Here is a 25,320-nt window from a genome sequence, read left to right as displayed (position 1 = left end):
TTAAAGAGTGTTATACTTGTAACAATATTTATCTTTAAAAAACAATTACCCTTATATGAAAATACCTCAATTAGCAGGAACGGTTTTGATAGGAATGGCATCGCTAGGTGTATTCATCAGCTGCACTTCTGACGCAAAGAAAACGAATGACAAGGCGAAGACTGTTACTGCTGCCGGCGATACCGTAGCTACTCCGGAAGCGGAAGTAGGAACAGTACGTGAACCAGTTGATACTGCAAAATATGATGCTTTAGTAAAAAAGATGGCCAATGGTGATACTACGGGCAACTGGGCTGGAAGAAAAGGTCCTTATCCACTTGCTGGTGCCATATTGCCATTTAAACGTATCGTGGTTTATTACGGAAACCTTCACTCTAAAAAAATGGGTGCTTTAGGAGAATACGCCCCTAAAGAAATGTGGAGCCGTTTAAATCAGGAAGTAAAACATTGGGAAAAAGCTGATCCAAGTACGCCTGTTCAACCGGGTGTGCACTATATTGCTTCCGTAGCGAGCGGTACTCCTGGAACAGATGGAATGTACATCAACCGCATGGGTGATAAACAAATTGACTCGGTATTGAAGATTGCTAAAATGCAAAATGCAATCGTATTTTTAGACATACAAGTAGGCTTAAGCACCATCCAAAAAGAATTACCAAGACTAGAAAAATACTTAAAACTGCCACATGTACATTTAGGTATTGATCCGGAATTCTCCATGAAAGACGGCAGCAAACCAGGCAAGAAAATTGGTACTTACGATGCTGCTGATATCAACTACTGTTCAGATTTCCTGGCTAAATTGGTTAGAGCAAACAACCTTCCTCCAAAAGTATTTGTAGTACACCGTTTCACTCGTAAAATGGTAACGAACTATAAAAACATTAAACTTCGTCCGGAAGTTCAGGTGGTGATGCACATGGATGGATGGGGTGAACCAGACCTTAAAATTGGAACTTACCGTCACTTTATTTTCCCTGAGCCGGTTCAATTTACAGGATTCAAATTGTTCTATAAAAATGATTTGAAGAAAGCACCAAACAGATTGATGACTCCTGAAGATTTGTTAAAACTGAAACCAGTACCGATGTATATTCAATATCAATAATAGCATCGCTAAATTCATATTTCGAAAGGAGGTCTTTTACAGACCTCCTTTTTTTATACTCACAATTCTACGGACAGCCATATCTCTACAGGAAATAAAACATTGATTATTAGAAATGTTTATTTCTAGTTCATTTTCTGATAAATTTCTAAAAACTTAGAAAAAACATTCAAAAATTCTTCTGGTCTAACGCCAAAATTCAATAATTACACGAAGATTAGTCCGTGCTAAATCCTAGAATTGTACGTTATCTGTTTTGCTATTGTTTTGCTTTTGTTTTGCTCTTCTTTTGCTTTGCCTTTGTTTGAGCAAAACAAAAGCAAAACCATACCAAAAGAATAAATGGAGAAAAACTGCGCAATAAACAGCCCATTCCCGGGTTAACCATTAGTTAACCAGCGCATGTTTGAATAAAAAATTCAAATATCAACGCGAAGCTTATCACCAGGATTTGATTAGAAAATAGATTCCAGAAAACTAAAACGTCAGGCTAACGGAACTTTTAGGGTTGTCGAGTTTGGTGCTTTTCCGCTTACCATCTACGGTAACATGAATCATATTGGATTGAGAATCGTGCTCAGAAAATAGCACATCATTTTTGATCTCTATATTTTTAATCACCGGTAAGACGCCGGTTTCAAAGTAACACCAGGCGGCATCTTCTTCGATTTCGTAGCCCAGATATTTGAAAACGATGGGCGCTTGATTCACTTTAAGCTGCAAATGTTTTTTCACATAATCTGCAATGAGCAAGTCCACCTTTTTACGGTCTACAGGCTTCAGAATATTCACCTTCTCTTTATACTGATGATCCAGTGATTTTTCAAAATCATCAAAGAAAACACGTACACTAATTTGTACTGTTTTCGTCTTCGGATTTTGTGTAATCTCGGTTACACTCACATAAAACGGATGAAAGATAGGAAGTAGGTAAATCAGTAGAAAATGTAACATAGATGCCTGGAATGACCCGAAATTAAAAAAATGTTAGTATAATTAATTCAAAATTACGAATTCAATTAACAATGCAAGATTTTTGGCTCTATTTCCAGTTAGGCTGGCAACACATTTTAGACTGGAAAGGATATGATCATATCCTTTTTGTAATCGTACTCTGCGTAACTTACGCCCTCAGCGACTGGAAGAAGGTGCTGATTTTAGTCACCGCTTTCACTGTAGGTCACAGCATTACCCTCGCTTTAAGCGTTTTTAAACTGATCAACATTCACACTCCCCTGATCGAATTCCTGATTCCCGTTACCATTCTGATCACTGCAGCTGGCAATATTCTGAATAAAAGACCGAAAAACGCTGGAACAAATTTAAAATACATCCTTGCTTTATTCTTCGGCTTGATTCATGGATTGGGATTTTCCAATTACCTGAGAAGTTTACTCGGAAAAAGCAGCAATATCGTGCCTGAGCTTTTGGCATTCAATCTCGGATTGGAATTCGGCCAGATCATTATTGTGATTGGCATTCTATTACTTTCCGCCATCTTGATTGGCGTATTAAAAATTAAACGCTGGGACTGGAATTTCTTTGTTTCATCCGCTATATTTGGCATCTCCTTTATCATGGCTGCAGAAAGATATGCTGCTGCCTTTTAAATAAAAAACCAACCACCAATACCTTAACAATGAAAAGAAATCTACTGCTATTTGCTTTACTCTTTATCGGCCTTCATGGTTCTGCCCAATACCTGAACAATCCTGGCTCTAATCACGGTAATAAATTTGAACAACTGGGAACCATCATCTCTGATCCAAATTCTTACCGTTCCGCTTCTGGTGCCCCAGGACCTGCATACTGGCAACAACGTGCAGATTATGAAATCAATGCAGAACTGGATGAAAAAAACCTTCGCCTGAAGGGATCAGAAAACATTACTTATTTTAACAATTCCCCGGATCCATTGAGCTATCTATGGGTACAGTTGGATGAAAACGAACATAAATCTACCAGCGACAACAAGCTGACAGAGACGAGTAAGATGTCCGATCAAATGGATTACCAGAAATTGGCTGGAATCATCAACAGCCCAAATGACCTGGGTGTAAAAATCATTAAGGTAACGGACGAGAAAGGAACAGCACTTCCATACACCATCAACAATACGATGATGAGGATTGATTTACCTACAGTACTTCAACCTAAAGGCAAGTACAAACTTCGCATTTCCTGGACTTACAACATTTCCAACAGGATGACTGTAAATGGCAGAGGCGGTTATGAATATTTCCCGGAAGATGACAACTACTTGTTTACCATTACCCAATGGTTCCCAAGAATGGCGGTATACTCCGATTATCAAGGCTGGCAAAACAAACAATTTGAAGGCAGAGGTGAGTTCGCGCTGGTGTTTGGAAACTATAAAGTCAACATGACTGTACCTGCGGATCACGTAGTTGGTGCAACTGGTGAATGTCAGAATTATGCACAAGTACTTAGCGGCAATAGCCTGAAAAGATGGAATGCAGCTCAAACGGCAAAATCACCGGTAGAAATTGTAGACCTGAAGGAAGCGAAGTCTGCATTAGCTAAAAAAGCGACGGGTACAAAAACCTGGACCTATGTAGCAGAAAATGTAAGAGATTTTGCCTGGGTATCTTCCCGCAGATTGGTTTGGGATGCGATGGCTACCCATATCAACGGTAAAAAAATCATGTCTATGTCGTACTATGGACCAGAAGCTTATCCGCTTTACAGCAAATATTCAACTAAAGTTATTGACCATACCTTAAAAGTATATTCTAAACACACCATTCCTTACCCTTATCCGGTAGCCATTTCTGTAGAAGCAGCGAACGGAATGGAATACCCAATGATCTGTTTTAACCACGGAAGAGCGGAAAAAGATGGTACTTACACGGAATCTACAAAATATGGGATGATCGGTGTAATTATCCACGAAGTTGGGCATAACTTTTTCCCGATGATTGTCAATTCTGACGAGCGCCAATGGTCTTGGATGGACGAAGGTTTAAATACCTTCTGTCAATATATGGCTGAACAAGAGTGGGATATCAACTACCCTTCTCAACGTGGCCCGGCACATAAGATTGTCGACTATATGAAGATGCCTAAAGATCAATTGGAGCCCATCATGACCAACTCTGAAAACATCATCAACTTTGGCCCGAATGCTTATGCGAAACCAGCAACCGCTTTAAATATCCTGAGAGAAACCGTCATGGGCAGAGAGCTGTTCGACTATGCCTTTAAAGAATATGCGAAAAGATGGGCCTTTAAACACCCTACACCAGCTGATTTGTTCCGTACCATGGAAGATGCTTCAGCGGTAGATCTGGATTGGTTCTGGAGAGGTTGGTTTTTTGGAACAGATCCTGTAGATATTGCGCTAAATGACGTTCGTTATTACCGCATGGACAGTAAAAAACAGCAGGTAGAAAATAAGGAGAATCAAAAGTCCTTTGATAAAAGCAATGACAACATCAGCAGAGCCCGTAACAGAAAAGAAGGGGTAAAATTTGCGGTGGAGCAGGATACGAGCCTTTTGGATTTCTACAATAAATTTGACCGTTTTGAGGTGTCTAAAACCGCTGATGAGCAATTCCAAAAATACTACGGCTCATTATCTGACGAGGAGAAAAAACTTTATGAAAGCAAAAAGAACTTTTATGAATTGGAGTTCTCTAATGAAGGTGGACTAGTGATGCCAATCATTATTGAATGGACTTTTAAAGATGGCACTAAAGAAATCGACCGCATTCCTGCCTATGTATGGAGAAAGAATGAAAACCAGGTGACTAAGGTATTTGCAAAAGATAAGGAAGTGATCGCAGTTCAATTAGATCCTTACCGTGAAACGGCAGATATAGACGAAAGTAACAACTCCTGGCCAAGGAAAGCGCAAGCTTCAAGGTTTGAGCTGTTCAAGCAGCAGCAAGTGCCAAGAGGGAGCTCTACTGGGAGTAATCCAATGCAGCAAGCCCGTCAAAAATAAAGCGCTTCTTAAACATAAAAAATGGCCCTATAAAGTATTTCTTTATAGGGCCATTATATTTTATAGGTATTGATATACCTCTTTTTATATCGGCAGGATTTAGAATAAATCCAGTTGATCTGGATTGGTAATCTCCAGGGGAATCTTAGTATTCCAGGCCTTTTTAGGCTTATCTTTTTCTACTGGAGTTCCTGTGGTGTTTTCCTCAGTAGCTGCTGTTCCATCCGTTGTTGAGGATACCGCTGCTGGCTTTGGTTTCTCCACACCCGAAGAAACAGGCTTAACCGGCTCTTTCTTAGTGGTATTAAAAGGTTTTTTAACTTTAGGCTTTTCTTCCTTCTCCACAGGATTATCCACAGAGTTATCCACATCATCAGCCTTAATATCCTCTTTTACCAACAGCTTTTCCACAACTGGCTCTTCTGAAGCTGGTTCTTCCAATATTGCCGGCTTAACTTTCGCTTTTGCTTCTTTTACTGGAACATCTGGCGTAATTTCAGCTGCTTCAGTTACCTCTTCAGGTACTTCTGCTACTTCCTGAGCTTGTACAGGAGTTTGTACGGGAGCTTCCGGACCAGGTGGTGTTGGATCATCATCGTCGTTTCCAGCTGTCGAATCATCGTCGTTACTTTCATCATCTCCAGACACGTCGTCTTCTTCTGAGCTCAGCTCCATTTTACCTACCTCTTCTAACTCGTCCTCCTCATGGTTGAAGATTTCGATATGCTGAACATCATGCTGTGTTAAACGGTTACCGTTTGCACGGATTCCTTTCACATCAATAAATTCAGCAAGCAAGATTTCCAGTGTCTCCGGTGTCTGTGTTTTACCTTTCAACACATCTACCTTTAACATCGCTTCAGGGTGACTGGTTAAGTAAAGGAACTTAGACCCACTTTCTTCAGAAATCAGACTTAGTTTCTTTCCTACCCCAATTGGTTCAAAGACAAAACGCTTCACAAAGTGATTTTTCGCTTTACCTTCATATTGAACTACGGCAAAAGGCTTTTCTGGATCATACTTCTGGATCAAGATCAGATCCGCATCAAAGTGGTTGGTCAGGTCAAAAGTACTCAGCTCATACCAGCCATCTTTATGTACTTGTAGGATCTTATCATCTCCATCAAATTCACCAAGATATTTACCTCTGCCATCCACGTTTAATCTTCTCAACAGTTCATCATACCAGATTTTCAAACCGGCTAAGGTAGAAACACCTTTACTTTTCAGTAAGATCTTCTTGATTGGATATTTAGAAACAATATTTCCTTGTGAACCACGGCCTTTGATCGCGATTTCTGCGAAATCAAGATCAAATTGAAGTTTCTTTAATTTCGTATGTGGTTTCAACATCACCGTTACGATTTCCGCTTCCCCATTCGGGTTGGCGGTAAAATAAAGGACTTTAGAGCCTTTACTTCCTTTAGTCAGGTCGTATTCTTTATCACGGGTAATGCCGACTACCGCGAAACGTTTCACGTAAGAGATTCCACTCGCCCCATCTTTATAGATCAGGTTGTAGATCGTCCGTTCATCGCCTTTTTTAAAGACCTGTGCATGTAAGATTCCCTTACCCACAAATGTTTTATCAGCCACCTTAGTGATGATACATTTTCCATCTTCCCTAAATACGATCACTTCATCTATATCCGAACAATCGGCTATAAACTCATCCTTACGTAAACCGGTACCAATGAAACCTTCTTCCCTGTTCAGGTACAACTTCACGTTGGCCAAAGCCACTTTAGAAGCTTCTACCCTATCAAAAAGACGGATTTCTGTTTTTCTTTCTCTTCCTTTACCATACTTATCCAATAATCTCTGGAACCAGGCAATGGCAAAGTCTGTCAGGTGACGTAAATGATTTTTCACCACCTTAATCTCATCCGCAAGCGTTTTCATTTGATCATCCGCTTTCTTCACATCGAAGCGCGTAATGCTACTCATCGGTTTATCGATCAGCTTTTTGAAATCTTCCGGTAAGATTTCTCTGTACAGCTGTGGCATGAAAGGTTCGAATAATCTATTCAATACCTCTACTACAGCGTCAAAGTTGCCTGAATTCTCGTATTCGGCATTTTTATACATTCCCTCCTGAATGAAGATTTTTAGCAATGAGCTAAAGAAAATCTTCTCCTGAAGTTCGTTCAATTTAATTTCTAATTCCAGTTTCAGTAAAGCCTTGGTGTTGTTGGTATTCTCAATTAGAATATCGTTCACACTTAAAAAGTGAGGCTTATCTCCTTTAATGATACAGGTATTTGGAGAGATGGAAACTTCGCAGGAAGTGAAAGCATATAATGCATCAATGGTCACATCCGGAGATATTCCAGGTGCCAGTTGAACCACAATCTCCACATGAGCGGCAGTATTGTCTTCAATCTTCTTGATTTTGATCTTTCCTTTATCATTTGCAGAAAGGATACTATCAATGACAGAACCAGTAGTGGTACTGAAAGGAATCTCGGTGATGACTAAAGTTTTCTTATCCTTTTCTGTGATTTTAGCCCTTACCCTGATTTTACCACCACGCATACCCTCGTTATAAGCAGAAAAATCTGCCATACCACCGGTAAAGAAATCTGGTAATATATTTGGGCGTTCTCCTTTAAGTACTTCAATAGAGGCCTCCAGCAATTCGATAAAGTTGTGGGGCATAACTTTCGTAGCCAAACCAACAGCGATACCTTCTGCACCTTGTGCCAGCAATAAAGGGAACTTTACAGGTAAAGTAACGGGTTCATTGTTACGTCCATCATAACTCAACTGCCATACCGTAGTATCGCCATTGAAAACCACCTCATTGGCAAATTTAGATAAACGCGCTTCAATATAACGTGGCGCGGCGGCACTATCCCCGGTAATTGGGTCTCCCCAGTTACCCTGACAATCGATCAGCAGATCTTTTTGTCCGATTTGTACCATGGCATCACCAATTGAGGCATCCCCATGTGGGTGATACTTCATGGTGTTTCCAATCACGTTTGCTGCTTTATTGAAACGCCCGTCGTCCATCTCTTTCAGCGAGTGTAAAATACGTCGCTGAACAGGTTTCAAGCCGTCGTTAATGTGTGGTACGGCTCGATCCAGGATAACATAGGAAGCATAATCGAGGAACCAGTTTTCATAAAGTCCATTGATAGGAATTACGGTATGTTTGCTTTCTTCGTTTACGTTTTTTTCTATTTCGTCGCTCATCAAAAATGGATTGGATTCTGTAAATATAAGGGTTGAAAAGGAAATTTTAAGCAAGGAATTCCCAACAGTACCCCGTTAAGAACCACCTGCTTTTAAAGAGCGCAAAAAGACTTATACAACCAGTCTTGATTCCTCAAATAGAAAAGGTATCAGATTTTTTATCCCTTTAACTTTTAAAACTTCCCCGTTGATGCAATAGAACAGGACTACAATTTCTTGTTTTTGTCTTTGTTCAAACTCCGCCATGACCTGTAAACAACCGCCACAGCAAGTCACCGGTTTTTCGATGACAAAGTTATCAGTTTTTGCGGTAATTGCCATACTTTCAATCACGGCATTCGGATCTTCTGAACCGATCGAAAATAAAGCCACCCTTTCTGCACATAATCCGGATGGATAGGCTACATTTTCCTGATTGCTTCCCAGGACTACTCTTCCACCTTTTAACTGTAATGCCGCCCCTACTTTGAATCCGGAATATGGAGAATAAGAGGTTTTCAACGCTTCCACTGCCTTTAAGCACAAGGCGCTATCCTTCTCGTTTAACTCTTCCAGTCCCTTAAATGACTGGTAACTGATTGTGAAATTTCTTTCTTCCATCCGCTAAACATACAAATTTCGGGCTTCTCCTAAAAATCAAATTATGACGGTGGTCATAAACAATTTTATTATATTGATTGTACTTATAAGGATAACCTGCCATAATCTACCCGGTGGCATGGTTTTAGTTAACCAATAATACGACAAACACTCAATTTCGGCCAATTGAATAAATATATACGCAAAAGTCTTAAAGTCATACTATGGATTATCGCCAGCATCATCTTGCTCGTGGTTCTTCTTGTGATTTCTCTAAATATCCCTGCTGTTCAGAATTTCGTAAAAGATCAGGCGATCAGCTATTTGAAAAACAAGACTAAAACGGAAGTAAGCCTGGAAAGTATCCATATTGCCTTCCCTAAAGATATTGTGATGAACAAATTCTATATGGAAGATAGAAAAGGAGACACACTTTTATATGCGCAGAAACTGGCAGTTGATGTGGATCTATTCAAAATTTTCAGCAATAAAATAGAGGTCAATAATATTTCCTTAGAAAAGATTCGAGCCAATGTGACGCGGATTGATCCGGATACTACTTTTAATTTTTCGTTTTTAGTAGACGCATTTATGTCTGATCAAACGAAACCGGAAGATCAGGTGAAAAAAGACACCACCTCCACGCTTAAATTTTCCATCAATAAAATCAGTTTGGAGGATATTGGTATCAACTATCGTGATGATGTGGCCGGAAATGAGGTAAAACTTAATCTTGGTGAATTTAAAACCAATATTAAGGACTTTGACATGGACCATCAGCGTTATGTGATTCAATCACTTTCTTTGAAAAACACCGACTTAAAATATGCGCAACGAAAACCGCTGACTCAATTAAAAGCACATCTGGAGCAAAGTATTGACACCGCAAAAACGGCATCCGGAAAGCTACCTTATGTAGAAATCAAAGACTTTGCTTTTAACCAGGTCAAGATCAACTTTGACGACCAATTGTCTCAGATGAGTGCAGACGTCAACTTAAACGAACTGGCTTTGACGCAACTGGTTGCCGATCTGACGAACAACAAGTACAATGTTGCCGAAGGGAAGATCAATAATTCTACGGTAGATTACCAAGCCGCTGCCACACAGATGAAGGCGAAAGTAAACCTCAAAGAATTCTCCCTCAGCAAATTGATGGCTGATTTAACAAAAAGCAATTACCAGCTGGAGCAAGCTACCTTAAACAATTCTGAGGTGCTTTTCGCCTTTAAACCCGCAGCAGCTACAAAGGCTTCTGCTTCCTCAAAATCATCATCAGCAACAAAATCTGGAACACCTGCAAAAGGAACAGCAGCTACTGACCCTAGCGCTTCAGCCCCTATTTCTTTACTTCTGAGCAAGTTAAACCTTTCAAAGAACAACATCCAATACGACAATCTCAGCGCTAAGCCGACTAAAGGGATGGACTTCAATCACCTAAAAATCAAAGATCTGGATGTGATTGCAGAAGGTGTCGCTTATGGCCCTGATGGCATCAAAGTGAAAGTAAAAAAAGGATTTATGAAAGAGAAAAGCGGCTTCCAGTTGTCCAGGCTCCAGGGAGATGTTGCTTATACAGACCAGGCGGTTTACGTTAAAAACTTCATTTTAAAAACACCAAACACCTCGATTGAAAACGCAACTTCCCTGACTTACACCTCCATGGATGACCTGACGAAACATCCGGAAAGGGTAAAAATCAATATGGTGGTTAAGAATTCTACGATCGGCTTAAAGGATGCCGGATATTTTTCTGATGCTGTTCCTGCCGCCTATAGAAATGAAAAACTAAAGATCAATGGTAGTGCCAACGGTTACCTAAACGACTTGAATATCCCAGGTTTTCAGGCTAGTGGTTTAAAAAGCACCAACATCAACCTGAATGGTAAAATCAAAGGATTACCAGACCTGAATAAACTCTACCTGGATTTGAACATCAAGCAGTTCTCTTTAACCAAGCAAGACCTGTTGGTGGTGATTCCTAAAAACACCTTACCCACCAATATAGAGTTGCCAAATAAAATTCAGGCCTTTGGTAAGTTTACCGGCTCATTAACCAATTTCAATACCGGCTTCAACATCAATACAGATATGGGATCTGCCAAATTATTGGCAAATATGAAGGGCCCTAAAGGAAAAGAGCAATATACTGCCAACGTTAACCTGAATAATTTCAATGTTGGAAAACTATTGAAACAACAGGCGCAGCTCGGCAAAATCACAGCCAAAGCCACCATTAATGGAACAGGCCTAGATCCGAAGACGGCCTCCCTAAAAATCAACGGGCAAATTATAAATGCCACGTACAATAAATACACTTATAAAAACCTGGATATTAACGGTACTTATGCGCAGCAAAAGCTGAACCTGAAAAGCAATATGGCGGATAGCAATCTGAATTTCAAGCTGAGCGCAGCAGTAAATATTGCGGGTAAATATCCCGCTGTAAAAGCAAAAATGGACCTGACTCAGGTAGACCTGAAAGCCCTCAACTTTAGTCCGACGGAATTTAAAGTTGCCGGTATTGTAGATGCAGACTTAAGCACTGCAGATGTCGATTACCTGAACGGCGATATCTTTATCAAAGGGCTACAAGTGGTCAAAGAAGGCAAAAAAATTAACGTAGACACGATTCAGATTCATGCAGAAACCAATGCTGAAAAAAGTTTACTGACCTTAAAATCGGAACTGATGACTGCCCGTATTGATGGAAAGTATCAATTGTCAAATCTGGCAACTGCAGTCACCAATCAAATCAACAAGTACTACCAATTTGGCGAGGTCAAACAAATTCCTGATCAGCGGATTCGTTTCTTTGCGAAAGTTTACAACCCTAAATTCATCCAGGATTTTGTGCCTTCCTTAACCACCTTCTCCCCTTCCTACATCTACGGATTACTGGATACGAAGAAAGACAGCTTAGCGATGAAAGCCTGGGTTCCTCATGTCGTTTACGGCGATTATAAGGTAGACAGTACCAGATTGAGCATCGACAATACCGATCAGAAAATCAATTACAAGCTGATGGTAAAAAGCCTGCAAAGCTCTTCCATCAACCTTTACAATACAGAAATCAGCGGGGATGCTGTGGACAATCACTTAGGCGTCAACATTTATTTGAGAGACCGCAAGCTGAAAGACAAATACCTGCTAGGTGGTACCTTCCAATCGATCAATAAAGATTATCGCTTTAGTCTGGATCCTCAGAAGCTTTTGCTAAACTACCAGAAATGGGTAGTGGCTCCGGAAAATTACATCCAGTTTGGACAATCCGGAATTATGGCAAAAAACTTTGACATCAGCAGGGACAATCAATTGTTGAGTGTCAATAGTGTCGGTAATGAAGCAAATGCACCATTAAAAGTCCTCTTTAAAGACTTTAAAATTGAGACCTTAACCAAGTTTGCCGAGCAGGATAGCTCACTTATTGGGGGTTCTATCAATGGAACGGTGGATGCTAAAGACCTGATGGGCACACCAAAATTTGAAGCCAACCTGACGATTGATCAGCTCCGCTACCAAAAAGACCAGCTGGGCACTTTACGTGTGGCTGTAAATAACAATACGGAAAATGCCTTTGAAACCAATATCTCCTTATCTGGTGTTCATGAACTTCGTGTCAATGGTTTCTATTATACTGCACCGGAAAGCGCGCTTGACTTAACCTTGAATGTGGATAAAATAGACCTGAAATCACTGGAGAGTGTATCAATGGGGCAAATTAAAAGAGGTTCCGGAACCATCAGCGGAGAGATGAAAGTAAAAGGAGCTTTAACTGCACCTAAAATAAATGGGGAACTGAAATTTAACCAGGCTGCATTTACTGCGACCTATGTAAATTCTTATTTCAGGATGCCAAATGAAACCATCACTTTCAATGAGGAAGGGATCAGGTTTGACAATTTTACGGTGTTGGATTCTTTAAATCAGGCTTTAAAAGTCAATGGAAAGATTTTAACCAGCAATTACAGAGACTTCCGTTTTGGCTTAGACATTTCAGCTAAAAATTTCAGATTGATGAACTCTACCTCCGCTGATAATGATATGATTTACGGTAAAGTATTTGTCAGTACTAATTTCTTCAAAATCCGTGGAGATATGTACCAGCCACAGATTAACATGAATCTTACGGTGAATAAAGGCACTAAGTTTTTCTTTGCTATGCCAAGCGCTGACCCAACGATCATAGATCAGGAAGGTGTGGTACAATTTATAGATATGAATGCGCCACCATTTAATGGTCAGAAGGTCTTAATAGCTGCATCGGATAGTTTAAACAAGGCCCCAATTATGGGTATTAACCTAAGTGCAGACCTCAACATGGATAAAGATGCCGAGTTTACGGTAGTGGTAGACCCTTCCAATGGTGATCAGCTCAAAGTAAAAGGAGAAGGCACACTGAATGCGACCATGGATCCGAGTGGCAAGATGAGCCTTACCGGTAGGTATGAGCTCAGCGATGGTTCTTATAAGCTATCTGTTGGCGGTATTGCAACCAGAGAATTTAAAATCCAACAGGGAAGTAGTATTGTGTGGACAGGTGAGCCAACTTCTGCAAACGTAGACATTACAGCCATTTATGAAGTCAACGCTCCTGCAATTGACCTGGTTGCCAATGAACTGGGTGATGATGCTTACCTGAGGGCCCAAGCCAAGCAAAAATTCCCATTCCAGGTATATCTGATGATCACTGGTGAAATCATGAAGCCAATCATTAACTTCCGACTGGATTTACCAGAGAATGAGCGTGGAATTCTTGGTGGACAAGTTTATACTAAAATACAAAACGTCAACACAAATGAGAGTGAACTCAACAAACAGGTATTTGCCCTGTTGGCATTAGAACGGTTTATTGCTGATAACCCATTCCAGAGTCTGGCCGGAAGTGGCAATGGATTGGTAGCCAATTATGCCCGTCAGAGTGTAAGTAAATTACTGACAGACCAGTTGAATAACCTGGCTTCCGACCTGATTAAAGGTGTTGATATTAACTTCGGACTAAATACTTCTGAAGATTATTCTACTGGAAAGTTAGAGAATCGCACAGAACTGGAGATCGGCCTGTCCAAGAAACTATTAGATGATAGGCTTACGGTAACGGTGGGTAGTTCTTTCGGACTGGAAGGAAATTCAAATCAGAACAATAACAATTCCAGTAATATTGCAGGAAACGTGAATATAGAGTACCTGTTATCCAAAGACGGACGCTATCGACTGCGTGCCTATAGAAGAAATCAGACGGATGGAATTATTGAAGGTCAGATTGTAGAGACCGGTATTGGTTTTGCCTTGGTGGTCGATTACAATAGATTCCGTGAGATCTTTAAACAATTCAAAGACAGAAGAACTTTTAAAAAAGAACAGAAGCCCAAAAATGAGAAAACGAATTAGACCTTTATTTTTTATAAGTCTTTGCCTGGTATTTTCTGCCTGCAGCAACATTAAATACTTGCCCGCAGGACAGAACTTATACACTGGTGCGACGGTAAGGATCAACCCGGATTCTACGGGGAAAATTACGGATGAAAAAAATGTAAAGGGCGTTTTGGAAAGTAAGACAAGACCTCGCCCCAATACCTCCTTTTTGGGATTAAGGATAAAACTATACATTTATAACCTTGCCGGACAACCAAAGAAATCAAAGGGCATCCGTCATTGGTTACGCAATAAGGTTGGAGAACCACCAGTACTACAGAGCCAGGTTAAAATCCCATACAATAATGCCGTTTTGGCGAGTTACCTGATCAGTCAGGGGTATCTACAGGCCAAAGTAACCGGAGATACCGTAGTGAAAAACAGAACTGCTAAAGCTATTTATACCGCCGAAACTGGTGACAGATATACCATTAATAAAATCACTTTCCCAAAAGACAGTGTAGGAATCGCTTCTATTATTAATAGCACCTCGGGTCAATCGCTGCTTAAAGTGGGGAACTTTTACGATTTCGATGTGTTTAAAGCGGAGCGGGAACGGATAGACAATGACCTGAAACAAAATGGTTATTTTTACTTTAATCCAGATTACCTGCTGCTTCAGGTAGACAGTGCCATTGGAAAACACCGGGTAAACATCTATGTAAAAGTTAAGGAGATTACCCCGAATGCAGCCTTGAAGCCTTATACCATCAAAGACATCACCATTTACCCAAATTACAGCTTAAGAGGCGATTCTTCTATACGGGCTAGTAAGCCGGTGCTTTATAAAGATTTCATCATCAAAGACCCAAGAAACACGTTTAAACTGGGCGTATTTGACCGCCTTGTGTTTTTTCAGAAAGGAGAGCTATACAACCGCCGAGACCATAACCAATCTTTAAATAGAATGGTTAACATCGGAACATTTAAAGTGGTAAAAGCAGATTTCCTGACAGATAGCGCTAAGAGCAATCAACTGGATGTAAACTTCTATTTGACTCCACTAAAGAAAAACTCATTGTCATTCCAGGTGATTGGAACGAGTAAATCGAACAACTTTGTCGGTTCGGAAGTCAAGTTAACACAGACCACCAGAAACGTATTCCGTGGTGCTGAAAAACTGGAAATCAGTGCCAGTGGTGGATTTGAGAAGCAAATCAGGGGATCTGATCAAACGCAAGGGAATTCCTATTCCATAACCGGTCAGGCAAAACTAATCTTCCCACGTTTCCTACTTCCTTTCTTTAAGTTCAACAGTACAAATGCTTTTATCCCAAAAACCAACATCTTAGCCTCTTACCAAATCTTAGACCGCGTTGATTACACCTTAAATGCGATCAAAGCAGAGTTTGGTTATGATTGGAAAGAAAGCATTTACAAAGAGCATGTTTTCAACCCGATCTCCATCAACTATGTCCGATCCAAAGTTGTCGATTCAGCTACTTTATTTGCAAAAAACCCGTCCTTAAGGACAAGTTTAGAGAACCAGTTTATTGTTGGCTTAAACTATAATTTCACTTATAATGACCAGGTAAATCAAAACAAAAGAAACAACATTTACTTCTCTGGAGACCTGGAAACATCAGGTAGTTTGGTCGGTTTATTTGCACCCAAAAACGACAAAGGGCAGAAATCTCTGTTTGGCACGGCATTATCTCAGTTCTTAAGATTGGAAGGTGATTTGAGAAATTATTATAAAGTCAACAAGACCGTAATCTGGGCGAATAGATTGAATGTTGGTTTTGGTTATGCCTATGGCAATAATAAAGCGCTTCCATTTGTACGTCAGTTTTTTGCAGGAGGAAGCAGTGACATTCGTGCTTTTGGTTCCAGACTAGTAGGACCAGGTACTTATATTATTCCTGATTCATTAACTTTTAGAGATCAGGGTGGCGACATCAAGATCATGCTGAATACGGAGCTGCGCTTCAAGCTGGTGAGCATGCTTTATGGTGCTGCATTTATCGATGCCGGAAACATCTGGTTGAGGAAAGAAGATCCGCTAAGACCCGGAGGTAAATTTAAAGCCAACAAATTCATTGAACAAATGGCCATTGGTACCGGTGCGGGACTCCGCGTTGATGCCTCATTCTTTGTGATCCGTCTGGATGTTGCCTTCCCAATCAGAAGGCCTGATTTACCGAATGGACCAGCATGGGTCATGAAAGACATCGCCTTTGGCAGCAGTACCTGGAGAAAACAGAACTTGACCTACAACCTGGGTATTGGTTACCCTTTTTAAACGATATATGAATTTTATTAAGAAGATCCTCAGCTTTTTAAAAGCAACTGGCCATTTATTTATTGCCGCAGGAAAAGGTTTCATGGAAGATCGTGTCATGAAATTAAGTGCTGCTCTGGCCTATTACACTATATTTTCCTTAACACCATTGATCATTATCGTCCTCTCCGCAGCCACTTTATTTTTAGGGGATGCGACCGACTTAACCAACATAAACCCGAGGCAAAAATTCTTTGCAGAAATCGGAGATATGGTGGGTAAAGATGCGGCAAATCAATTGAGAAGCTTTGTGAATAATGCCAATTACAGTGGCAAAAGCACTTTAGGCTTAATTGTAGGGATCAGCACCTTAATTATTGGTGCCACTGCCGTCTTTATTGAGATACAAGACAGCATTAACCTGATCTGGAAGGTGAAAGCCGTGCCTAAAAAAGGTTGGAAAAAACTCATCATCAACAGGCTGCTTTCATTCTCACTAATTGCCTCTCTAGGCTTCTTGTTACTGGTATCTTTAGTGGTCAATAGTATTGTGGTAGGCCTTGGTCATAAAATTGCGGCTTACATCAGTATCGCAGAGATCTCGGAACTCATGATCCTGATCATCACCAATGCAATTACACTGACCGTAGTCACCAGTATTTTCACCATTATTTTCAAGGTATTACCAGATGTGGAACTGAAATGGAAACCTGCCATTATTGGTGCTTTATTTACGGCCGTGCTGTTTGGCATAGGTAAATACGTAATTGGCATTTATATAGAAGTAGGTAATCCGGCTTCCGCATTTGGTGCCGCAGGATCAATCATTGTGATCTTGTTATGGATTTATTACACCGCAATTATCCTTTACTTTGGTGCAGAATTTACGCAAGCTTATGCTGAAAAATATGGAATGGGCATCAGACCTAGTAAATACGCCGTACATACTAAGGTTGTGGTGGTAGAGAAAGAAGTAACCGCCTTACCTCCACAGCACCCAGAAGATACGGTACGCTTAAAGAACCCCTAAATAACATGGCCCGTAAATCAATTGATCTACGGGCCATGTTATTTTTAGCAGCGGTTTTAATTAAGCTGATGCTGCGATCATTTCTTCATCGGTCATTTCATCAGCTGAATCTTCAGCTATAGCTGCTGCTTTGGAACGATCCAATGGAGCGACGATATCTTCTAAGGTATCTTTTTCGATTCTTAGGTTCTTGATGATGTGACGTTGTCTATCCGGTGTATTTTTACCCATATAGTATTCCAGCAGACTTTTAATCGTTTGATCTTTCAAGATCACCGGGTCTAATCTGATGTCTTTTCCGATAAACAAGCCAAACTCATCTGGTGAGATCTCTCCCAATCCTTTAAACCTGGTAATTTCTGGCTTATTACCTAATTTAGTGATGGCCGCTTTACGCTCGTCATCGCTATAGCAATAAATGGTTTCTTTTTTATTACGGACGCGGAACAAAGGCGTTTGCAAGATGTAAACGTGTCCTGAGCGCACCAAATCCGGGAAAAACTGCAGGAAGAAAGTCATCATCAGTAACCTGATGTGCATTCCATCGACGTCAGCATCAGTGGCAATTACAATATTGTTGTAATGTAAACCATCCAGACCATCCTCAATGTTCAGCGCATGTTGCAGCAAGTTGAACTCTTCGTTCTCATACACTACTTTTTTAGTCAGCTCATAACAGTTTAAAGGTTTCCCTTTCAAACTGAATACCGCCTGACAATCCACATCTCTTGATTTCGTGATTGATCCGGAAGCCGAATCTCCCTCCGTAATAAACAATGTGGTTTCGTATCTTTTCTCGTGGGTGCTGTTAAAATGCACCTTACAATCTCTTAGTTTTTTATTGTGCAGGGATGCTTTTTTAGCCCTGTCGTTGGCTAATTTTTTAATTCCGGCAATGTCTTTACGCTCTCTTTCCGACTGTAAGATTCTTTTCAACAAAGCATCTGCCACATCGGTATGTTTGTGCAGGTAATCGTCCAATTCTTTCTTTACGAAATCATTGATAAACGTTCTTACCGAAGGTCCATCAGGTCCCATATTCTGGGAGCCTAGTTTTGTTTTTGTCTGCGATTCAAATACAGGTTCTTGTACCCTGATCGAAATGGCGGCAATAATGGAAGCCCTGATATCTGCAGCGTCGTATTCTTTTTTATAAAACTCTCTTACCGTTTTCACCACCGCTTCACGGAATGCCGCTTGATGGGTACCACCTTGTGTGGTATGCTGACCGTTCACAAAAGAGTGGTAATCTTCCCCATACTGCTGTCCGTGGGTCATCGCGATCTCAATGTCATTCCCTTTCAGGTGAATAATCGGATAGCGGATGGTTTCTGCTCCTGCATGTTTATGCAACAGGTCATAAAGTCCACGCTCAGATAAATATTTCTGTCCATTGAAGTTGATGGTTAATCCCGCATTCAGGAACACATAGTTCCAGATCATGCTTTCCACAAAGTCAGAGATATAATGATAGTTTCTGAAAATCGTTTCATCCGGATAGAAGGTAATCGCAGTACCATTACGTTGTGTGGTATCAATAATCGGATTATCAATCACCACTTCTCCCTTTGAAAACTCTACCTTTTTGGTTTTATTATCACGGTACGATTGCACCACAAAGGAGTTAGACAAAGCGTTTACAGCCTTGGTACCAACCCCATTTAATCCAACAGATTTCTGAAAGGCATTGCTATCGTATTTACCACCAGTATTAATTTTCGAGACACAGTCGATCACCTTACCTAATGGAATTCCCCTGCCATAATCGCGGACGTTTACTTTCTGATCAGAAACGGTAATTTCTATGGTACGTCCGGCACCCATCACAAACTCATCTATTGAGTTGTCGACAATCTCCTTCAGCAATACATAAATCCCGTCATCCTGAGCAGAACCATCTCCAAGTTTACCGATATACATACCGGGACGCAGTCTGATGTGTTCCTTCCAATCGAGGGAGCGTATACTATCTTCGTTATAATTCGGTTCAGCCATGATGTAATTTGAGTAGAATTACAAATTTAAGGTAATATGCCGGGGAATCAACATCAAAGTTTCAACAAATACACATTTTCGTGTATATTCAGGAAATAAAACAGAGACCCTATGGCGGATAAGAAACAGCTCTCCCTCTTCGACTTATCTATGATTGTGGTTAGCCTGGTGATCGGAATGGGCATCTTTAGAACACCGGTCAACGTAGCTGCAGGTGCACAGGTTCCGGAGTTATTTTTCTCGGCATGGATTATCGGCGGACTCGTTGCCCTTTGTGGTGCTTTAACTTATGCCGAGATCGGCTCCAGATTTCCGGTTACCGGTGCTTATTATAAGATTTTCTCTGCTTTTTACCATCCTTCTATTGCCTTTGCCATCAATTGTATCATTGTGGTTTCCAATGCCGCTTCCGTTGCAGGGGTATCTTTGATTGGTGCGGAATACTTAAGTAAAATCATTTTACCTGTAGAACTACAGACTGAATTTTATAGAATTGTCATTGCGGCCATCACTATTTTTCTGTTTTACCTCCTCAATTTATTCGGGCTAAAAGTAAGTGCAAAAACGCAGAATGTCCTGTCGATCGTAAAGATAGCCATGGTATTGATTTTGATTTGCGCAATTTTTGCCGGCCCGGGAGCAGAAAGTATCAGCCACAGTTTACCAGAATTTAAAACGACTACAGGTGTTGCCCCGGACTGGATAGACTATGGAAAAGCCCTGGGCATTTGCCTGATTGCCATATCTTTTACCTTTGGTGGCTACCAGCAGACCATAAATTTCGGCGGTGAAACCAAGCAACCCAACAAAGTAATACCAAGGGCAATTATGACCGGGTTGGCCATCATTATTGTGTTATATATGGCCATCAATTATGCCTATGTAAAGGTAATTGGCTTTGAGCAGCTGAAAACTGCGGAGAGCATCGCGGCCATCCTTGCCGGAAAATTATTCGGTCCAATGGGCTTCACCATCCTCTCCTGCCTGGTTTATTTTTCCGTATTGGGCTATGTAAATGTAAATTTACTGAGCAATCCAAGGGTGATGTACGCCATGGGGGAGGAAAAAGCACTGCCTGCGATATTCAGTAAAAAGACGGCAAAGAATGACGTGATGTTTGTCAGCCTTACCGTATTTTCTGTGATCTCAATTTTCACCTTATTCTACGCCCAAACCTTTGACAAGATTTTAAACTACACTATATTTTTAGATTGTATCGGGATGGCAACTTCTGCAGCCACGATATTTTTCCTGAGGAAAAAAACAGCAGACCTGGATAAGAATACCATTTACAGCATGAAGCTCTACCCTTTTCTTCCCATAATTTTCATTGCGGCCTATACTTTTGTGGGTGTCAGTATCTATTTTAAGGACCCTGAAGCGGGAAGAAATGGCTTGCTAATCTTTGGCGGATTTATTCTCCTTTATTTTCTTAATGTTTTCTTCCGGAAGCTGAACAACAAAACTTAATACATTCCCATAGAGATCTGTACCGAAGCAGCGCTCAAAATTACAGAAAGCGAAGAAACCTATTCAAACCGAGAACCCGAATTATAGACCATGCCGATAAAAAAGCTGCCCTTAAAAAAAGAAATCGCTTATGCTGCCGGAATGATGGGCTGGAGCATCATGACCAATCTGATCATTGTGATGCTGCCCTATTTTTATCTGCCACCAAACAATTCTGGCTTATATCCGCTGGTACCACAACTGTTGGTGTTCGGTGCTTTCAATATTTTATCTCTCATCGCTGCCTCCGGCAGACTGTTTGACGCCATATACGATCCTTTTATTGCTTCTTTAAGTGATGCCAGTAGCAATCCCAAAGGCAGGCGAATTCCGATCATGAGATATGCAATCGTCCCTGCAGTATTTTTTTGTTCCCTGGTTTTCTACCCATTGGTGAAAGGGGAAAGTATTAGCAATGCCTGGTGGTTAACGATAGTGCTGGCTGGTTTTTTCATCTCCGTCACCACTTATATCATTCCTTACAATGCTTTACTCGCAGAGCTGACGCATAGTGCCGATCAAAAAGTCAGACTTTCGACCTATCAGCAGGTAGGCTTTGTATTGGGGATGATTCTTGCTGCTTTATGCAATAATTATGCAGATCTGATTCAAGAGATTTTCCCCGCAACAGGACGTGCAGAAGCCTTACAGTATACCATCTGGGGACTCAGTATTTTCTCTGGACTCGTGATGACCTTACCTATCATTTTCATCAACGAGAAGGAGTTTACCACTGGCAAACCGACACACATTGCACTGCTTCCGGCGATAAAAAACACATTTAGAAATGCCAATTTCAAGTATTACCTCATCTCAGATTTTAGCTATTACATTGCCTTAAGTATCATTTCCAGCGGATTACTATTCTTTGTGACGGTTTTATTGGGCTTACCCGATTCTGATGGTGGAAAATTTATGGGTGTCATGGTTGTGCTCTCCTTGGCGTTTTATCCCTTTATCAATTATGGGGCTAAAAGATTTGGAAAAAAACCCTTGGTACTGGTCGCCTTTGGGGTGCTCAGCCTCATATTTGTCACCATTTTTTTTCTGGGACAACTTCCTTTTTCTCCAACCATGCAGATGTCTATCCTGGTTTGCTGTGCCTCCTTTCCCCTGGCCGCCTTAGGTATTCTTCCCAATGCCATCCTGGCCGATATTGCCCAAAAAGATACCGAAGAAACCGGAGAGAACCATGAAGGGATGTTTTTCGCCGTAAAATACCTGTTTGTGAAACTCGGACAGACTTTAGGAATTGCCATTTTTGCCATGCTTACCGTCTATGGAAAAGATCCCGGACATGATTATGGCTTGCGTTTAAATGGAGTGGTAGGCTTTGTGTTGTGCGTCATGGCCCTGTTATTTTTTAGCCGTTTCAAGGAAAACAAACCCATTAACTAACAGATACTTAGCTATAAATAAGTGAATTACTTAAAAGCCAAAAGTTATACGTATCTTTGCATGGAACGATATTCTTTCGTTTCATTATTACACATTAAAAGACAAACACATTGTTATTCGAAGAATTAAACCTGATTGAGCCAATTTTAAAAGCGCTCCAAACAGAAGGTTATACACAACCTACCCCTATACAAGAACAATCCATCCCAACTATACTTCAAGGCAGAGATTTATTAGGCTGCGCGCAAACAGGTACAGGTAAAACTGCCGCTTTCGCAATTCCTATGCTTCAATTGCTAAGCAAGCCTCACGAAAACACTAAAGTTCATAAGAACATTAAAGCATTGGTTTTAACACCAACACGCGAATTAGCCATCCAAATTGAGGAGAGCTTTAAAGCGTATGGTAAAAATCTTCCGCTTCGTCATTTGGTAATCTTCGGTGGTGTTGGCCAAAAAGCACAAACTGATGCGCTACACCGTGGTGTAGATATTCTTATCGCCACTCCAGGTAGACTATTAGATTTAATGAACCAAGGTTTTATCAACCTGAAGGAAATTGAAATCTTTGTACTTGATGAGGCCGACAGAATGTTGGACATGGGTTTCATTCATGATGTTAAAAAAGTAATCGCCAAGCTGCCTGTAAAAAGACAGACTTTGTTTTTCTCAGCTACCATGCCTAAGGAAATCCAAAAACTTGCCGATACCATCCTGACAAATCCTTTAAAAGTAGAAGTAACTCCGGTATCTTCTACCGCTGAAAAGATTAAACAAGAAATGTTTTTTGTAAGCAAGAATGATAAGAAAAACTTATTAATCCACATCTTACAAGATAAATCTATTGAAACGGCTTTGGTTTTCACCAGAACTAAACATGGTGCAGACCGTATCGTTAAAGACCTGATCAAAGTAGGAATTAAAGCGGAAGCCATTCACGGTAATAAATCACAAAATGCCAGACAAAGGGCATTGACTAACTTCAAAGCAAAAGCAACAAGGATCCTTGTCGCTACTGATATCGCAGCTCGTGGTATTGATGTGGATGAATTGGCACACGTGATCAATTATGAATTGCCAAACATTCCAGAAACTTATGTTCACAGAATTGGCCGTACTGGTCGTGCTGGATTAAGTGGAACAGCGCTTTCTTTCTGCGATGCAGAAGAAAGAGAGTTCTTGAAAGATATTGAAAAACTAATCGCATTGAGTATTCCGGTAACGGAAGATCATCCGTATGCGATGAGCTGGCAAAGCCTGATGAGCGCAGCTGCTGAAAAACCTAAAGGTGGCGGTGGTTCACGTGGTGGTGGCGGTTCTCGCGGTGGCAATAGCAGAGGTGGTGGTGGTAGATCATCATCGGCTTCTGGTAAAGGTCAAGGTGGCGGACAACGCGAACCTAACTTGAGCGGAGCGAAAAGAACACCAAGTAGCGGTAGCCGCAGATGGAGCTCAAAGTAAAAAATTAAGAGGGTTACTTTGGTTCCTCATAAAAAGCAAGCACAACTATTCGAATACTGAAATCTTTTACCCTGAAAAAGGGTAAAATTTTCTAGGTCTTCTCTTAGTATGCTTGCTTTTTTTGTGCATACTACAAAATAACTGAGGGGAGCTGAACAGCAGGGAGATTATTCTTACCAAGCAGACGTTACTTCCTACCAAGCGGACGTTCCATCCTACCAAGCGGACGTTCCTTCTTACCGAGTAGTCCTTCCTTCCTAAGGTTTATTTTTCTTGAATTTCCTAACAAGCAGTTGGATTAATTCTGCTTAAAAAAAACAATTTTGCTAAACATTTTTTAACATTAGACGTTAAGTAATTTAGCTATATTGTATATGCCTGATCAATGGAATTGGGTGAGCAACAATAGTTTAAACAAAACCAATCTGAAAATGAAAAAACTAATGAGCAAAATGATGGCTCTGGTTATGGTTACCGCCTTTATGGTGGCAACACTTGCCGGATGTAAAAGCACGCCGAAAGATGCTGACCTACAAACTGCAGTAGAAACTGCAATAAAATCCAGTCCTAATTTATCTGCTTCCGGCGTAACTGTTGATAAAGGAGTCGTTACGATTACCGGCCAGGTAACAGATGAAGCCAGCAAAGATGCCTTAGGAAAAGCTGCCGCTGCTGTACCAGGAGTGAAATCTGTAGTGAATAACCTAACTGTAGAAGTCGCTAAAGTTGAAGTCAGTGCAGATACCCCATTGGCGCTTGCTGTAAAAGATGCAACAAAAGATTTCCCTACGGTTGCAGCAACAGTAAATGATGGTGTAGTTACCTTAAAAGGAGAACTTAACAAAGCCGATCTACAAAAGTTAATGATGGCAGTGAATGCCTTGAAACCTAAAAAAGTAGACAATCAATTGGTGATTAAATAATTCAGGAGGACATAAAATGGCTTTACAAGAAAAATATAAAGAACTAATTGATGCTGCCACTGCCGCAAGTGTAAGCGATTTAAATGTTCGTGAACAAGATGGTGTATTGTATATTGATGGCGCTACAAATGGCACCGTAAAACAACAACTTTGGGATACTTACGAACGTCTTGATCCAAATTATGCTTCAGGAGATCTCGTAATGAACATTAGTAGTGTAGCAGGTGTTCCCGAAGGTGCTAAACTTAAGGTAACCACCAATAGCTCTAACCTAAATATCCGTAAAGGACCAAGTACCAATGATGATATCGTTGGAAAAGCTGCCAGACATGAAATTGTCACACTTGTTGGAAAAGAAAATGACCAATGGTGGATGATCAAAACCGATGCAGGGGAGCAAGGTTATTCTTTTACACAATACCTTACCCCAGTAGGATAATTATCCTGAGGAATCTATATCATGATTTTTAGACCTGGAATTCTATCCGCTTCAAGGCGAAAGATTTCTTCTTAAAAT

15 protein-coding genes are annotated in these 25,320 nt (G+C 40.7%); 11 read left to right on the top strand and 4 right to left on the bottom strand.

Annotated elements, in window-relative coordinates; translation table 11 throughout:
- Positions 1 to 55: 55 nt before the first annotated feature.
- Complete coding sequence (locus GM920_RS22895; protein WP_202986170.1) at positions 56 to 1,108, top strand: hypothetical protein; 1,053 nt, start codon at positions 56 to 58, stop codon at positions 1,106 to 1,108.
- Between the two features lie 477 nt (positions 1,109 to 1,585).
- Here the strand turns inward: GM920_RS22895 and GM920_RS22890 are convergent, their stop codons facing one another.
- A complete protein-coding gene (locus GM920_RS22890) occupies positions 1,586 to 2,062 on the bottom strand; it encodes a DUF6702 family protein (protein WP_182961722.1) in 477 nt (158 codons plus the stop codon).
- A 71-nt stretch (positions 2,063 to 2,133) separates the two neighbouring features.
- On the opposite strand from GM920_RS22890, the gene GM920_RS22885 reads away from it, so the two are divergent.
- Positions 2,134 to 2,718 (top strand): HupE/UreJ family protein, encoded by a 585-nt coding sequence (locus GM920_RS22885; protein WP_182961721.1) that lies wholly within the window; start codon positions 2,134 to 2,136, stop codon positions 2,716 to 2,718.
- Between the two features lie 29 nt (positions 2,719 to 2,747).
- Positions 2,748 to 5,075 carry a M1 family metallopeptidase gene (locus tag GM920_RS22880; protein WP_182961720.1) on the top strand — a complete coding sequence of 776 codons (2,328 nt, stop codon included), beginning with the start codon at positions 2,748 to 2,750 and terminating at the stop codon, positions 5,073 to 5,075.
- A gap of 99 nt (positions 5,076 to 5,174) precedes the next feature.
- On the opposite strand, the gene GM920_RS22875 is transcribed toward GM920_RS22880, so the two are convergent.
- Positions 5,175 to 8,273 carry a DNA gyrase/topoisomerase IV subunit A gene (locus GM920_RS22875; protein ID WP_235964619.1) on the bottom strand — a complete coding sequence of 1,033 codons (3,099 nt, stop codon included), beginning with the start codon at positions 8,271 to 8,273 and terminating at the stop codon, positions 5,175 to 5,177.
- 111 nt (positions 8,274 to 8,384) lie between these two features.
- Positions 8,385 to 8,873 (bottom strand): cytidine deaminase, encoded by a 489-nt coding sequence (locus GM920_RS22870; RefSeq protein WP_182961719.1) that lies wholly within the window; start codon positions 8,871 to 8,873, stop codon positions 8,385 to 8,387.
- A 165-nt stretch (positions 8,874 to 9,038) separates the two neighbouring features.
- On the opposite strand from GM920_RS22870, the gene GM920_RS22865 reads away from it, so the two are divergent.
- From GM920_RS22865 to GM920_RS22855, 3 genes are read left to right on the top strand one after another with little or no spacing between them, the layout of a single operon-like run.
- On the top strand, positions 9,039 to 14,243 hold the full coding sequence (locus GM920_RS22865; RefSeq protein WP_182961718.1) for a translocation/assembly module TamB domain-containing protein: 5,205 nt from the start codon (positions 9,039 to 9,041) through the stop codon (positions 14,241 to 14,243).
- Positions 14,227 to 16,509 carry a translocation and assembly module lipoprotein TamL gene (tamL, locus tag GM920_RS22860; RefSeq protein WP_182961717.1) on the top strand — a complete coding sequence of 761 codons (2,283 nt, stop codon included), beginning with the start codon at positions 14,227 to 14,229 and terminating at the stop codon, positions 16,507 to 16,509. The genes GM920_RS22865 and tamL overlap by 17 nt, the downstream gene beginning before the upstream one ends.
- Positions 16,510 to 16,516: 7 nt before the next feature.
- Positions 16,517 to 17,518 carry a YihY/virulence factor BrkB family protein gene (locus tag GM920_RS22855; protein ID WP_182961716.1) on the top strand — a complete coding sequence of 334 codons (1,002 nt, stop codon included), beginning with the start codon at positions 16,517 to 16,519 and terminating at the stop codon, positions 17,516 to 17,518.
- A gap of 60 nt (positions 17,519 to 17,578) precedes the next feature.
- On the opposite strand, the gene GM920_RS22850 is transcribed toward GM920_RS22855, so the two are convergent.
- The gene (locus tag GM920_RS22850; RefSeq protein ID WP_182961715.1) at positions 17,579 to 19,513 is read right to left on the bottom strand and encodes a DNA topoisomerase IV subunit B; all 1,935 of its coding nucleotides are present in this window, start codon (positions 19,511 to 19,513) and stop codon (positions 17,579 to 17,581) included.
- Between the two features lie 111 nt (positions 19,514 to 19,624).
- Here GM920_RS22850 and GM920_RS22845 point away from each other — a divergent pair, with 111 nt between their 5' ends.
- The 5 genes from GM920_RS22845 to GM920_RS22825 all read left to right on the top strand — a co-directional run bounded on the left by GM920_RS22845 (position 19,625) and on the right by GM920_RS22825 (position 25,242).
- On the top strand, positions 19,625 to 20,983 hold the full coding sequence (locus GM920_RS22845; protein ID WP_182961714.1) for an APC family permease: 1,359 nt from the start codon (positions 19,625 to 19,627) through the stop codon (positions 20,981 to 20,983).
- A 90-nt stretch (positions 20,984 to 21,073) separates the two neighbouring features.
- Positions 21,074 to 22,420: an MFS transporter gene (locus GM920_RS22840; protein WP_182961713.1), complete on the top strand. Its 1,347-nt coding sequence runs from the start codon at positions 21,074 to 21,076 to the stop codon at positions 22,418 to 22,420.
- 110 nt (positions 22,421 to 22,530) lie between these two features.
- Entirely contained in the window at positions 22,531 to 23,880 is a 1,350-nt protein-coding gene (locus GM920_RS22835) for a DEAD/DEAH box helicase (protein ID WP_182961712.1), read from the top strand.
- Between the two features lie 431 nt (positions 23,881 to 24,311).
- Complete coding sequence (locus GM920_RS22830; RefSeq protein ID WP_182961711.1) at positions 24,312 to 24,803, top strand: BON domain-containing protein; 492 nt, start codon at positions 24,312 to 24,314, stop codon at positions 24,801 to 24,803.
- A 16-nt stretch (positions 24,804 to 24,819) separates the two neighbouring features.
- The gene (locus GM920_RS22825; protein WP_182961710.1) at positions 24,820 to 25,242 is read left to right on the top strand and encodes an SH3 domain-containing protein; all 423 of its coding nucleotides are present in this window, start codon (positions 24,820 to 24,822) and stop codon (positions 25,240 to 25,242) included.
- Positions 25,243 to 25,320 lie beyond the last annotated feature (78 nt).

Source organism: Pedobacter gandavensis, from assembly GCF_014172405.1.
Classification (GTDB): Bacteria; Bacteroidota; Bacteroidia; order Sphingobacteriales; family Sphingobacteriaceae; genus Pedobacter; species Pedobacter gandavensis.
This window is presented reverse-complemented; position numbering and strand designations above follow the sequence as displayed.